This is a genomic window from Gordonia sp. SCSIO 19800, assembly GCF_018132775.1.
In the GTDB taxonomy this organism is placed as follows: domain Bacteria; phylum Actinomycetota; class Actinomycetes; order Mycobacteriales; family Mycobacteriaceae; genus Gordonia; species Gordonia hongkongensis.
In genome coordinates, this window is sequence record NZ_JAGRQM010000022.1 from 44,413 (window position 1) to 58,376 (window position 13,964).

Consider the following 13,964-nt stretch of genomic DNA (forward strand, 5'->3'; position numbering starts at 1 on the left):
GCGACATCAGCGAAGCCGGAACTCAGTGCATCGCGCCCAGTTCGACGAGCAGCACACCGACGATGATCACCCCGATGCCGGCGACCATGCGTCGGTTGAGGCGTTCGCGGAACAGGAAGTGCGCGGCAACGGCCGTGGCTGCGACCCCGGCCGCCGCCCAGATGCCGTACGCCACACCGAGGGGTACGCCGTGCCGCAGCCCGAGGGTCAACGCGACGAATGCCGTCAAATACCCGAGGACGACGACTCCGTAGAAGGCCGGTCGACCGGTCGCGGCGGCACGCAGCGCGAGGGTCCCGGTGACCTCGGCGACGATGGCAGCGACGATGAAGACATATCCCACGGTCAGACCCCCGAAGCGGCGGAGTCGGTGCCCTCGTCGACGGGTGGCCGGTGGCCGGTCTCGACGAGGAGAACCCCGATCATGATGCACACGATGCCGATTCCCATCAGGAATCCGAAGGGCTCGTCGAAGATCCAGGTCGCCAGTACCGCGGTGAGTGCGACGCCCGACGCCGACCAGATGCCGTAGGCCACGCCGATGCCCATGCCGCGCTTCAGGACTGCGGCCAGGAGTATGAACGCGAACGTGTAACCGACGGCGACCACCGCGTACAGCATCGGTTCGGTCTGTGAACCCTTGAGTGACAACGTCGCCGCGACCTCCGAGGCGATCGCCGCGATCAGCATCAGCCAGGTCATATCTCTCATTCCACTCGACGCCCTGCTGGGACTGTAGGCGAGGACCGCGGACGGCGAACGCCCCGGTCCGCAGGGTGGGCGGACCGGGGCGCATGAACCGGGCTCCGGGAGCGGAGCGAATGGGTCAGCGCGAGGTGCCGACCAAGTCGCGCGACCGGGTGTCGTCGGCGGCGAGCCAGCGCAGCTTCGACCCCAGCACGGCGTCCACGCTGAAACGTCCGGCGCCGATCACGGCCAGCAGCAGTGCGCCGGCACCGAGGGCGAGCACGAACTCGTAACCACCGTCGGAGACCCAGATGCCGTTGTCGACGTGGGCGATGAACAGCGCGCCGATCATGTCCAGCGTGAACAGGGCGGCGACGATCGGGGTCAACAGCCCGACGATCAGGGCGATGCCACCGAGGATTTCGAGCCACGTGACGACGAACGCCGAGAAGGACGCGGCCGGAACACCCATCATGTCGAACCCGGTCTGCGGTCCGGTCCAGCCGTTCTGCTGGAACTTCTGCAGGCCGTGAGCCAAGAAGATGACGCCGAGTGCGACGCGTCCGATGAGGATGCCCGCGTTGCGGACGATGGGGTTGGTCATGACTGAGCCGCCTCACTAGATGATTGTGACTTGAAGTATCAAGTGAAGGCTAGGTGCTGACACTTGATGCGTCAACCTGATCACGGACGTGTTCACTTCGTATACACTGCGCAGATGTCCACTGCCCCAGAGCCGAACTGGCTCGACGACGAGGAAATGGACGCCTGGATCCAGGTGGCAACCGCGCTCGCCCGTCTCCCCCACGCCCTCGACGCCCAGCTTCTCCGTGACGCCCAGATCACCCACTTCGAGTACGAGGTGATGGCAGCGCTGTCCGAGGCCCCTGACCGCACCCTGCGTATGAGCCAGCTCGCCGAACTGTCCTACGGTTCGCTGTCCCGGCTCTCGCATGTGGTCGGCAGACTCGAGAAGCGGGGATGGGTTCGGCGCCATCCGTGCCCCGAGAACGGGCGATTCACGAATGCCGTTCTCACCGAGTCGGGTTGGGAGAAAGTGGTGGCCACCGCTCCCGGGTATGTGACCAACGTGCGTGAGCTCGTCATCGACCGCCTCACGCGTGCGCAGCTTCGCCAGGTATCCGCGATCGGGAGGCGGATCAACACTCGTGGCACCGGTTCGACATAGTCCCCCGGAGCCAGACGGTCAGCGCGGATCGAGTCCGAGTTCTTGTGTGCCGAGCACGTTGAGCAATTCGATCTTTCCCGCTGCGTCCGTTCGCGGCGCTGCCGTCAGCACGAGCAACACCTGGGTTTCGTCCTCGGTGAAGAGCGCCTGACAGTCGACCTCGATCGCGCCGACCTCGGGATGGATCAGGATCTTGTGGTCCTCGAAGCGTCGGCTCACGATGTGGGTGTCCCAGAGTGTGGCGAACTCGCTGCTGCGGCGTCGAAGCTCTGTGACCATTGCTCCGGCACGGGAATCGGCGCCCATGACGCCGTAAGCGGCACGGAGCGAGGCGACCTGCGCACGGCTCTGCCGCTCGTGATCGTCCGCCGGGTAGCGGCCGCGTTCCTCGTCGGGGTACACGAACCACCGGTAGATGGCACTGCGGTCCATTCCGACGAGATGGTCGATGTCACCGAACAGCGCTCGCGCGCAATGATTCTGCACCAAGGTCTCCCCCAGTGCCGAGAGGATGAGGGCGGGGGTGTCGGTGAGTCGGTCGAGTACCCGCAGGAGTCCGGGCGCGATGTGGTCCGAGGCCGCCATCCGGTCCGGCGCGCTGTGTCCGGCGACCCGGAACAGGTAGTCCCGCTCATCGGCCGTGAGGCGGAGTGCGCGAGCGAGCGCCGCCAGCATCTGGGTGCTCGGTTGTGGGCCGCGTCGTTGTTCGAGTCGAGTGTAGTAGTCGGTCGACATCGTGGCGAGCTGCGCCACCTCTTCGCGTCGAAGACCCGTCGTGCGTCGCCGGGCGCCGCCCGGCAGACCGACATCCGATGGTTGCAGACTGTTGCGTCGGCTCACGAGGAACCCGGCCAGCGCATCACGATCCATCAGGCCAGTATCACGGCGTCGGTACCGCGTTGCCAGGGATCGGCGATCCCCCGATGGTTGCGCTCTGGATGACTCGCCCGCCGGATCCGAGACTCGATGACATGAACCTCACCGGAAACACCATCTTCATCCCCGGAGCGACCAGCGGGATCGGCTTGGCACTTGCGACCCGTCTGCACGACACGGGCAACACCGTCATCGTCGGCGGGCGGCGCACCGAACTCCTCGACCGTATCCGTTCGCAACACCCCGGGTTGCACACCGTCGCGATCGATGTCGCCGACCCGGCCAGTGTCGAGTCCGCCGCACGGAAGGTCATCGCCGAACACCCGAACCTCGACGTGCTCGTCGCGATGGCCGGCATCATGCGGGCGGAGGATTGGTCGTCCCCGGCAGGTTTCCTCGATGCCGCGGAGGCAATGGTCACCACCAATCTCCTCGGTCCGATCCGGCTGATCGGCGCGTTCATCGACCACCTGCGGTCTCGACCGTCCGCCACGATCATGACCGTGTCCTCGGGCCTGGCATTCGCCCCGCTCCGGGTGACGCCGACCTACAACGCCACGAAAGCGGCGATCCACATGCTGAGCGAATCGTTGCGCCTACAGTTCGCCGATACCGGGGTCGACGTCGTCGAACTCGTGCCGCCGGCGGTTCGCACCGACCTGCTGCCGGGTCAACGGGACAGCGACTTCGCCATGCCCCTCGACGAATTCGTCGATGAGGTCGTCCATCTCATCGGCACACAGCCCGCCGCCACCGAACTGCTCGTCGAGCGGGTGAAGTTCCTGCGGTGGGGTGAGGCGCGCGGCGACTACGTCGACGTCGTGGCGACGCTGAACGAGCAGGACCCGCACTGAGGTGGGAGGAGCGCGACCCCTTCGCTCCCGATCACCCGAGCCGGGCGATGGTATCGACGGCCGACTCCTCGACGGCGTCGCGGTATCCGCTCCCGGCCCAGAGGTTGATCCCGTCGGGGTCGTTGCTGGCGGCGCGTCGGATGCCACCGGTCAACGTGTTGACGGCCGGGTACTCGGCCACCGCGGCGTCGGAGAACCTGTCGGTGAACAGGTTTCGCAGGGCGCGTGCCGGTCGGCCGCTGAACGCCCAGGTGACCACGGTGTCGGTTCGGTCCGGATCGGCGAGAGCCGCCCCGTGCGCGGGTTTGGTGCCGGCCTCGGTGGTCCGCAACAAAACCGTACCCACCTGCACCGCAACGGGTCCCGCGGATCGGACCTCGTCGGCCCGGGCCGACGTGGAGATCCCACCCGCCGCCACGATCGGCAGCGGCACCCGGTCGGCGACCGCGCGGATCAAGTCGTCGAGCGGCTCTGTGGGAGGAGGGGTCCGGCGGTCGAAGACCGATCGATGGCCACCGGCGTCGGGACCCTGCACGCACAGCCAGTCAGCACCGGCTCGACCGGCGATCTCGGCGTCCGTGGCCGTGGTGACCGTGACCCCGACACTGCACCCGTGCCGGTGCAATTCGGCGACGACCTCGGGTGCGGGACACCCGAACGCGAAAGACACGAGCGGGATCCGCTCGTCGCACACCAGCCGGATCTTGTCGTCGAAGTGGTCATCGTCCTCGCCCAGGTCCTCGACCTCGGGAAGCGTCACGCCCAGACTTCGCGCATACGGGACGAGTTCGGCGCGGTAGCGGGCGAGGTCGTCGCGGTTCACCGGCTCCGCCTCGGGAACGAAGATGTTGACACCGAAGACCTCGGTGCCGGCCGTCCGCACGGCCGCGATGTCGGCGCGCACCTTGTCGGGAGTCTGGTACCCCGCGGCGAGCTGGCCGACACCGCCGGCCGATGCCGCGGCCACCACCAGTTCCGGGGTGCTCGGACCACCGGCCATGGGGGCGGCGACGACGCGGCTGGAGAGCTCACGCAGATCGAACATTCAGGCTTTGTCCTTCGCCGCACGGACCGCAGTGAACTGCGACAGTCGCGCCTCTGCCACCGAATCCATCTGCTCGAGCTCCATCCCCTTGGTCTCCTCGACCTTCCGGAGGACGTAGAAGAACGAGGCCGCGGCGCAGAAGGCGAAGAAGCCGTAGATGATTCCGAGTCCGACGGCTTCGGTCATCGGCGGGAACAGCATCGAGATGGTGAAGTTCGCGACCCAGTTCACGGCCGTGCAGACGCCCAGGGCGACACCGCGGATGCGGTTGGGGAACATCTCCCCCAGCATCACCCACATCACCGGGCCCCACGTCGCGGCGAAGGCGACCACGAACAGGTTGGCGCCGATCAGTGCGACCACACCCCACGGGTCGGGCAGCGTGATGTTCTCGCCCTCGCCGATCTGCTGGGTGAACGCGATACACGCCATGAGCAGGCCGATGAACATGCCCACCGAACCGCCGAGCAGCAGTTTCCGCCGCCCGATGCGGTCGACGAACAGGATCGCCACGAAGGTCATGACGACGTTGATGACGGCGGTGATCACCGATGTCTTGAACGAGTCGGCCTCGGAGAAGCCGACGGACTGCCACAGCGTCGTCGAGTAGTAGAAGATCGCGTTGATACCGACGAACTGCTGGAAGACTGCCAGCCAGATGCCGACCCAGACGAGCGGGTGCAGCCCGAATGACGGTCCGGCGATGTCCCTGATCGACGACTTCGCCTCGCGCTTGACCGTCAGCTTGATCTCTTTGACCCGCTCGAGGGGGTTCTCCTCGCCCGTCACCTCCTGCAGGATCCGGGCCGCCTCGGCATCACGGTTGCGGCCCACCAGGTATCGCGGCGACTCCGGGATCAGCAGCGCCAGCACACCGTAGACGACGGCGGGCACGACACCGACGAGGAACATCCACCGCCACGCCTCGAGGCCCCACCAGAAGTCGTTCGACGCGCTGCCGGCGCTGTCGGCGAGCAGGGCGTCGGAGAGGAGTGCCGCGAAGATGCCCATCGTGATCGCCAACTGCTGCAGAGACCCCAGGGCGCCGCGGAAGCGGGCCGGAGCGATCTCGGCGATGTATGCGGGAGCGATCACCGATGCGATACCGATGCCGATACCGCCGAGCACACGCCACAAGAGCAGGTCCGGGATGGTCTGTGTGAAACCGGTGCCGATCGAGTTGATGATGAAAAGCGCGGAGCCGAGCAGCATCACGCGCTTGCGGCCCCACACGTCGGCCAATCGGCCCGCGAACCATGCGCCGAGCGCACAGCCGAGCAACGCGATCGCGACGGCGAAGCCGGTCATCAGCTTGCCGAGGGCGAAGTCCGCTTCGATCGAGTCGACGGCGCCGTTGACGACCGAGCTGTCGAAACCGAACAGGAAGCCACCGACCGCCGCGGCGACCGTGACACCGATGACCTTCGCCGTGTGTTGCTCGGCGACTTGCCGCTCCGCGTCGGTCATGACGCCGTCCAGAGCGTTGCAGGAGTCCACCGCAGAATGTGTGTCATGTCCGTGACCTCGCTGTCCGGTTGCATGGACGCCGGGTAATCGACGTGGCGATCAATCTACTCGCGTGCATCGCCGAGTCTGACGGTAACGGACACAGTCGCATGCATAGCGCAGATACGCCCCACGGTATGGCGTGGGACGCCTCGGTGACAGTGTTGGTCTGGCGCGGACAGGTCAGCCGGTCTCCCAGACACCGGGATTCGCCCGGATCCGGACTCCGGACCCGATCACGTCGGCCAGCGGGGCGGGACGCCCGAAGTGATAGCCCTGCGCGAGGTCGCAACCGACCTCGGCGACCGTGGCGGCCTGCGACTCCGTCTCCACTCCCTCGGCGACCACCCGCATCCCGGCCGCGTGCGCCATGGTGACGATGCCGGCGAGGATCGATGTGGCGCTCGGGTGCTCGTCGAGAGCGTCGACGAAGGACTTCGCGGTCTTCAGGACACTGACCGGCAGGCGGTAGAACTCGCTCAACGACGACGCACCGGTCCCGAAATCGTCGAGCGACACGTGTGTTCCGAGTTCGCGCACGTTGCGCAACAGGGTGAGCAGGTCTCCGTCGAGCGGGTCCAGTGCACTCTCGGTGATCTCCAGGCAGAACGCGGCGGGGTCCATGCCCGAGCGGGTGATCGTGTCCCGGAGCCGGTCGGGGAACTGGCCATTGGTGAGCTCCCGTCGGGAGACGTTGACGCACAGCATCACCCGACGGAGTTCGGCGACAGCGGCCACCTCGGCGGCCGCTGTCTCCAGCACATAGTTGCCCACCCGGTCGATGAGATTGGATCCTTCTGCGAGCGGGATGAACTCGGTGGGCGAGATCGACCCCAGTTCCGGGTGACGCCAGCGTAGAAGGCTTTCCAGGCCCACCAGGGCGCCGTCGACGGTCGACACGATCGGCTGATAGTGGATCTCGAGTTGATCGGTGTCGGTGTCGAGAACGCGCCGCAGTTCCTCTTCGATGCGCTGCCGGCGCTGCAGTTCCTCCCGATGCTGCGTCTGGAAGCGGACGTAGCGCGCACGAGAAGCCTTGCGTGCTTGATACAGCGCGATGTCGGCATCGCGCAGCAGGTCGGTGGCGGTGTAGTCGTCACCGGCCTTGACCGTCGCCACGCCGATGCTCGCCTCCACCTTGAGCGGTTCGGTGCGGGTGCTCACCGCGATCGGCTCGTACACCGTCCCCCGGATCTTGTCGATCTGCTGCTCGATCTCGTCGGCCGAACAGGCGATCCCCAGGGTGGCGACGAGAACGAATTCGTCCCCACCAATCCGGCCGACCGAGGCCTCGTCGGGCGTTGCCGCCGCCAATCGCTGTGCGACGGTGTGCAGCACCTCGTCACCCACGGCATGGCCGAGCGAATCGTTGACCAGCTTGAAATTGTCGAGATCGATGTAGAAGATCGCGACGCAGAAGGCGTTGTTTCCGTCGTCGAGTCCGGCCATGTGCGACTCGAGTTCGCGGATGATCCCCGAGCGGTTGTACAGACCGGTCAGCGGATCGTGTACGGCTTCCCACGCCAGCTGGGTGCGTTCGCGGTAACGGTCGGTGATGTCGGCGAACGACACCAGGACGACCACCTCGGCGCCGTCGTCGTCGATCGGCCGGCAACTGCACGAGAGCCAACGCTCGCCGGCGGGCGTGGTGATCGTCGCGGTCGCGTCGGTGACCGCCTCACGGGTGCGCAGGCAACGTGCGATCGGTGATTCGTCGCCGTCGAAGTCCAGCGGCAGTTCGTGGACCCGGGCACCCGGGACCGCCTCGGAACCGAGCATTGTCCCCGCGGCCGGGTTGGCGAGTTCGATGTCGCCGTCCTCGCGAACGACGATGACCGCCTGGTGCAGCGCGGCGAGGATCGTCCCCAGCCGCTCGATGAGGGGACGACGGGTGGGTTCGGCGACGATGAGGAAACCGTCATCCATCGTCGTCACCGAGGTGTGGGCGAGAAACGATCGCCCGGTGTCGGAACGGCGGTGCAACTGATCGACGGTGCCGCCCAACGACACCGCCGCGTGCGGGTCCACGTGCGCTCCGACGACGTCGTCGATATTTTGTCCGATCGCCTCGGACGCCCGCAGGCCGTACATCTGCTCAGCGGCCGGGTTCCAGGAAGTGACCGTCATGTGGTCGTCGACGGCGATCACCGCGTTGCTGACGTGATCGAGGAGCGCCGCCTGTCGTCGCAGGGCCGATTCGATCGCTTTCTGAGCTGTGATGTCCCGCAAGATCACCTGATACGCAGGCTTGTCCTGCCAGACGGTGCGCACCGACGTCACCTCCATGGGGCGGGTGACCCCGTGCGCGTCGACCATCACCACTTCTTCGGGCACGGTCGACGCGCCGGCCTCCTCCCCCATGCCGATGATCCGATCGAGCATATGTGGCAGTTCGTCGGGATGGACGAAGTCGGCGATGGACCGTCCGAGCATGGCGTCGCGTTCGTCGACGCGAGCGAACGCCAGCGCTGCCGAGTTCACGTAGACGATCAGGCCGTCTTGATGGACCGCGATGGCGTCCGGGCTCAACTCGAGGAGTAGGCGATACCGCTCGGCGACGGCGGCGTCACTGGGACGGGCCATGGGTTCGGCATCCGGCGCGACGAGTCCGGGCCGGTCATCGCCGTCAGCCCTCGGTCGTCCCACCGCGCCGCCCCCTCCGATCGTCATCCCCCCGATGCCCATCCTCCCCCACGCGGCTTCGAAATATGGGCGCTGCGTGATGCAAGTGTGCGCCAACTGGGTATTCGAGCGTCGAATACCTGCGTGAACTGGTCAAATGTCGGGTTTGCGCGGGATCCTGAGGGCGGGTCGCCCACGAGGGCTGCCGCGATGGATCTCACTCCATCGCATATCGCACAGAAAGTTCACGATCATGACGATTCAGCGCTCGACCATTTCAGGCCTGGGAGCCGTGAGTGGCTACGGATGGGGCCGCGATGCACTGTGGAACGGTCTCACGTCCGGGAAGTCGGCAGCCGCGTTGCACCACGGTTTCGGCTTCGTCGGCGGGCAGCCTTCCGAGACGCGCGAGGGCGTCGGCGAATCCGGTCGGGATGAGCCCGGGTGGATCGTGCGGGTACCCGACGGCGGCGACCCGTTCGACGGACGCACGCGCTTCTCACGCGCGATGCGTGCTGCCGCACGAGAGGCCATCGAGGACGCCATGGCTCGGGGCTGGAAGCCGGGTGTGCGGGTGGGACTCGTACACGCCTGCGTGCTCGGCGATCTCGACATGTATCCGATGGTGACCTCGGGCGTCGGCCGGTACACCGGACGGCAGTACCTCTCGGTGACCCCGTCGACGCCGGTCTCCCTGCTCATGCAGGAGTACGGATTTCGCGGACCCGCGATCAACGTGTCGGCGATGTGCACCTCGGGCTCGGCAGCGATCGTCACCGCGAAGTCGTGGCTGGACTCCGATCTCGTCGACGACGTCGTCGTGGTGGCCACCGATTTGTCGGCCAAGCCCGAGGTGGTCGCGATGTTCGTGCAACTCGGCGTGGCGATCACCGACACCGATGCGCTCAGCGCCTGCCGCCCGTTCCAGGAGGGCAGCCGCGGATTCACCTTCGGTGAGGCCGCCATCGCGTTCACGATGACGAACCGGTCCGGTGACGGATACGCCGACGTGCTGGGCGGCGCGATGTCCCATGACGCTTTCCACGTCACATCCATCGACCCGGAGCTGACCAACGTGCGGTCGTGCGTGGAGCAGGCGCTGTCGATGTCCGGTGTCGACGGCGCGAGCATCCGCTACCTCAACGCGCACGGCCCGGGGACCCGCCAGTGCGATCACGCCGAGGCCACCATCGCCGAGACCATGCTGCCCAACGCCGAGGTGTTCTCGGTGAAGCCGCTGGCCGGGCACTGTCAAGGCGCTGCCGGGGCCGTCGAACTCGCTGCTTCGCTGCTCGGATACGAGCGGGGTGAGGTACCGGCGACCCCGCGCACCGCCGACGCGATCATCCCGCAATTGCTCGACGGACGAACCGATCTGGTCAGCGGGTTGACCCTCAAGACCTCCCTCGGAATGGGCGGACACAACGCGGCGGTCGTCCTCGCGCCCAATGCGTGAATGGTGTGACGAACCGCCGACCTCGATGCGGCCCGGGCTCGCCGCTCGGGCCGCATCGAACCGGAAATGCTGCGGAATACCGCGTCGCGTCCCACAATTCAGCAATGAGCAACGAACCCGATCCTCCGGTGGGCGATTCGACGCGGACTGATCCGCCGCCGACGTCGGGCGCTCGTCGGGCACTGACCCTGTTCCTCAACTCGCCGTTCGCGGGTATGTCCCCGTGGATCCTGATGGCGCTGCTCGCCGGACCCGGTAGGTTCGAGGAAGCCGCGGCGACGGCATTCGCGCTGTCGCTGTTGCTGGTGATCGGCGGCCACAAACGGGGTTCGAGCGTCAAACTGCTCGAGGTCTTCGACGTCACGTACTTCGGTTCGATGGCGCTCATCGCGTTGTTCGCCTCCGACGGCGTCATCAACTGGCTGGAGCGGTGGGGCGGGGAGATGACGAACATCGCCCTCGTCGCGTTCGCGTTCGGCTCGATCGTGATCCGTCAGCCCTTCACGCTGCAGTACGCGCGGGAGAGCACCGAGAAGGAGTTCTGGGACAGCCCGCTGTTCATCCACATCAACTACGTCATCACCTGGGCGTGGGTCGGCGGCTTCGGCGTCGCCGCGATCTCGGGCGCATTCGGCGATCTGGTGCTCGACGACCCGAACAACTTCTGGACCGGATGGATCATCCAGATCGGCGGCACGATCTTCGCGATCGCCTTCACCGAGTTCTATCCCGACTACGCGACCTACCGGGCTGCGGTTCGTGAGGGTTGGGCCACCGACGAGAAGCCCGAGAGCATCATGCATCTGTTCGGTTGGGTGCCGATCTACGTTCTCGCGATCGGCATCTCCGGACTGGTCACCGACTCCCTCGGGACAGTTGCCGGCGTCGTCCTCATCGTCGCGGGCGTCGTCGCGATCAACGTGTTCAAGCGGATGACGGCCGCCATGGACGCACGACTGGAGGCGACGGCGGGACGACCGACACAGAGCTGACTCGGGTCGGACGCTTCGGCGCGGCCCGATCGCTCGATCGGTAGTGTCGACGGCATGAAACTCGACGGCGTAGGAATCTGGAGTTCACCGCTACGGTACGGAGACACCGGGGAGGCCGCCGAAGCGGCTGCCGAGCTCGACGACCTGGGATTCACGGCCCTCTGGATCCCCGATGTGGGGGGTCCGGTGCTCGACTCGGTCGAGAACCTGCTCGGCGCGACGCGGAAGGCCGTCGTCGCCACCGGCATCCTCAACATGTGGATGCACGAGCCGCACGATGTCGCGGCCGCGCATGTGCGCCTCACCGAGCAGTTCGGTCCTCGCTTCCTCCTGGGCCTCGGGATCAGCCACGCGCCGTTGATCGACGCCCAGGAAGCCGGTCGCTACCAGAAGCCGCTCGCGACCACCAAGGCGTTCCTCGACGGTCTGGACGACGCACCGCAGCCGGTGCCGGCCGATGCACGAGTACTGGCCGCCCTCGGGCCGAAGATGTTGCAACTCTCGGCCGACCGGACCGCCGGTGCCCACCCCTACCTGGTGACCCCGGACCACACCAAAGTCGCCCGGGAGACCCTCGGCGACGGTCCGCTGCTCGCACCGGAACAGACGGCGATCTTCGCCACCGACCGCGACGAGGCGCGCGCCGTCGGCACCAAGTGGCTGAAGGGCTACCTCGCGATGCCTAACTACGCGAACAACCTTCGACGCCTCGGGTTCTCCGAGGACGACCTGAGCTCGGTGAGCGACCGCCTGTTCGACGCTCTGATCGTCTGGGGCGACGACGCGGCGATCCTCAAGCGGATCGACGAGCATCGGTCCGCCGGCGCCGACCACGTGTGCGTCCAGGTGCTCCAAGCCGACCACCGGGGCTTCCCGCGCGAGCAGTGGCGTCGCCTCGCGGCGGCGCTGGGCTGATGCGTACGGTCCTTGCGGTGCGAGCCACCCTCTGCTCCCTCATCCGAAGGAACGACATGACCATTGCTCCCTGAGGTGCGAGGAGCGCCAGCGACGAGCCACGAAGGGCCTGGTGAGACAGGTTGCGGAGCCCTTCGTGGCTCGCTTCGCTCGCACCTCAGGGACCAGTTATTGGGCTCGCACTTCAGGGAGCAGCTGTCGGGCTCGCACATGAGTAAGGTGCGGCGTCTTCACGGGATGTCCCGCCGGCGGAAGCCGGCGAACCCCAGCGCGACGAGCAGCACCACGACGACCCCCACCCAGACCAGTCCCCACCAATCCGGCTGGGCAGCAGACACATCCGGTACGTGATGAAACGGGCTGAAGCCCAGCGCCCAGTCCGGGAGTTTAAAGCTCGGGCCCAGGATCGTGAGCACGAAAGACGCCAGGACGCCCAGCCAGATCGCGGGCCGCACGCGGGGTCGGGCGCCGATGACGGCGACGGCGATGCCGACGACCGCCCACACGGCGGGGATCGTGGCGATGGACTGGAGGAACACGTCGCCGAAGCCGAGGCCGAGATCGGCCGTGGCGGCGAAGACGCCGACGACCAGCCCGGCAATGGTCACGAGCGCGGCGGGGACAACGAGGGCGACACCGGTGACGGCGCCGAAGTACCTCGGACGGCTGACGCCGGTCGCGAGCACCGCTTCCGCGCGGTCGTCGAGCTCCTCGGTCCGGATGCGATTGACGATCTGGACCCCGGCCACGGATGCGATGATCCCGACCAGGCCGAGAATCGTTGTGACGAAGGCCGATACCAGGTCCGCGGGCGACGCCGCGCCGGAGGCGAAGATCTGGGCCATGGCGGGATTCGCGGTCAGCAGGCCGCGGACCGACCGGGTGAAGTAGCCGAAGATGACGCCGAGTCCGACGAACGCGACCGTCCACGCGACGATCGGCGCCCGGTTGAGGCGGATCGCCAGCGCCAGTGGCGAGCCGATGCGGCCCCGTGCCGGGCCCGGCCGGGCCGGTATGAGTCCCTGACCGAAATCCCGTGCACGCTGCAATGCGAAAGCCGCTGCGCCGACGACGACCGCGAACGCGACGCCGATCAGCAACGGCCACCAGTGATCGCCGGTCGCGGGTCTGGTCTCCTGAATCCATCCCAGCGGATTGACCCATGTGGTCCACGTCGGTGCGTCCACCGAGAACAGAAACCCGCGCAGCACGAACAGGACGCCGAGCAGCGACACGGCGATCGTGGTGGCGGCCCTGGCGTCGGAACCCACCTGGGCGCTGACCGCCGCGATCGCGCCGAACATCCAACCGGTGACCGTGAATCCGGCGCCGAGCAGGAACGACGACCCCCACGCCCCACCGCACAGCGACGTCGCGAGACCCGCCAGGATGCCGATGGCGATCGAGCACACGCCGGCCATGATCAACGCGGTCGACAGTCGGGCGGCACGTCCGAGCACCCCCGCGGCGAGAAGTTCGGCCTGGCCGGAGTCCTCCTGTCCCCGTGCGGCTTTCACCACGATCAAGATCGCGCCGAGCGCGGCGATGAACCCGCCGAGTGCGAGGCTGCGCCACGCGACGAATCCGTCGACCGTGGCCAGGTCGTAAGCGGGTCCGAAGATCAGCCCGAGTGCGGGATTCGAGCCGATCGTCGTGGCGAATGCGGCGCGTTCTGCGGCGTCGGGAAACAGTAACGGGTAGGCGATGACCGACGACACGGCCAGTGCGGTGGGCAAGACGATCCACGGCGCGAAGCTGCGACCTTCATGGTGCAGGGAGGCCCGTAACAGCGGCGGCGTACCGATCGTCGATGCAGTCATCG

General features: G+C 67.0%; 13 protein-coding genes. 5 read left to right on the forward strand and 8 right to left on the reverse strand.

The window, feature by feature from the left end; all coding sequences use genetic code 11:
* Positions 1-22 precede the first annotated feature (22 nt).
* From KB201_RS20350 to KB201_RS20360, 3 genes are all read right to left on the reverse strand, one after another.
* A complete protein-coding gene (locus tag KB201_RS20350; RefSeq protein WP_078113854.1) occupies positions 23-343 on the reverse strand; it encodes a multidrug efflux SMR transporter in 321 nt (106 codons plus the stop codon).
* A gap of 2 nt (positions 344-345) precedes the next feature.
* A complete protein-coding gene (locus KB201_RS20355; protein WP_078113853.1) occupies positions 346-702 on the reverse strand; it encodes a multidrug efflux SMR transporter in 357 nt (118 codons plus the stop codon).
* Positions 703-826: 124 nt separating this feature from the next.
* Entirely contained in the window at positions 827-1,291 is a 465-nt protein-coding gene (locus KB201_RS20360) for a DoxX family protein (protein ID WP_078113852.1), read from the reverse strand.
* Between the two features lie 114 nt (positions 1,292-1,405).
* On the opposite strand from KB201_RS20360, the gene KB201_RS20365 reads away from it, so the two are divergent.
* Positions 1,406-1,876 carry a MarR family winged helix-turn-helix transcriptional regulator gene (locus KB201_RS20365; protein WP_068972501.1) on the forward strand — a complete coding sequence of 157 codons (471 nt, stop codon included), beginning with the start codon at positions 1,406-1,408 and terminating at the stop codon, positions 1,874-1,876.
* A gap of 18 nt (positions 1,877-1,894) precedes the next feature.
* Here the strand turns inward: KB201_RS20365 and KB201_RS20370 are convergent, their stop codons facing one another.
* Positions 1,895-2,746, reverse strand: a complete 852-nt coding sequence (locus KB201_RS20370; protein WP_068972500.1) for a helix-turn-helix transcriptional regulator — start codon at positions 2,744-2,746, stop codon at positions 1,895-1,897.
* A 101-nt stretch (positions 2,747-2,847) separates the two neighbouring features.
* On the opposite strand from KB201_RS20370, the gene KB201_RS20375 reads away from it, so the two are divergent.
* Positions 2,848-3,606, forward strand: a complete 759-nt coding sequence (locus KB201_RS20375; protein ID WP_058250524.1) for an SDR family oxidoreductase — start codon at positions 2,848-2,850, stop codon at positions 3,604-3,606.
* A gap of 31 nt (positions 3,607-3,637) precedes the next feature.
* Here the strand turns inward: KB201_RS20375 and KB201_RS20380 are convergent, their stop codons facing one another.
* The 3 genes from KB201_RS20380 to KB201_RS20390 form a co-directional block, all read right to left on the reverse strand.
* Entirely contained in the window at positions 3,638-4,651 is a 1,014-nt protein-coding gene (locus KB201_RS20380) for a nitronate monooxygenase family protein (protein ID WP_058250523.1), read from the reverse strand.
* Complete coding sequence (locus tag KB201_RS20385) at positions 4,652-6,118, reverse strand: sugar porter family MFS transporter (RefSeq protein WP_058250601.1); 1,467 nt, start codon at positions 6,116-6,118, stop codon at positions 4,652-4,654.
* A 222-nt stretch (positions 6,119-6,340) separates the two neighbouring features.
* Positions 6,341-8,740, reverse strand: a complete 2,400-nt coding sequence (locus tag KB201_RS20390; protein ID WP_231742292.1) for an EAL domain-containing protein — start codon at positions 8,738-8,740, stop codon at positions 6,341-6,343.
* 292 nt (positions 8,741-9,032) lie between these two features.
* On the opposite strand from KB201_RS20390, the gene KB201_RS20395 reads away from it, so the two are divergent.
* From KB201_RS20395 to KB201_RS20405, 3 genes are all read left to right on the forward strand, one after another.
* On the forward strand, positions 9,033-10,235 hold the full coding sequence (locus tag KB201_RS20395) for a beta-ketoacyl synthase N-terminal-like domain-containing protein (RefSeq protein ID WP_058250522.1): 1,203 nt from the start codon (positions 9,033-9,035) through the stop codon (positions 10,233-10,235).
* 104 nt (positions 10,236-10,339) lie between these two features.
* Entirely contained in the window at positions 10,340-11,227 is an 888-nt protein-coding gene (locus KB201_RS20400) for a hypothetical protein (protein ID WP_231742282.1), read from the forward strand.
* Between the two features lie 54 nt (positions 11,228-11,281).
* A complete protein-coding gene (locus KB201_RS20405) occupies positions 11,282-12,142 on the forward strand; it encodes an LLM class F420-dependent oxidoreductase (RefSeq protein ID WP_058250520.1) in 861 nt (286 codons plus the stop codon).
* Between the two features lie 230 nt (positions 12,143-12,372).
* Here KB201_RS20405 and KB201_RS20410 read toward each other — a convergent pair whose 3' ends face one another.
* Positions 12,373-13,962, reverse strand: coding sequence for an ABC transporter permease (locus KB201_RS20410; RefSeq protein WP_058250519.1), 1,590 nt, complete (start codon positions 13,960-13,962; stop codon positions 12,373-12,375).
* Positions 13,963-13,964: the final 2 nt, after the last annotated feature.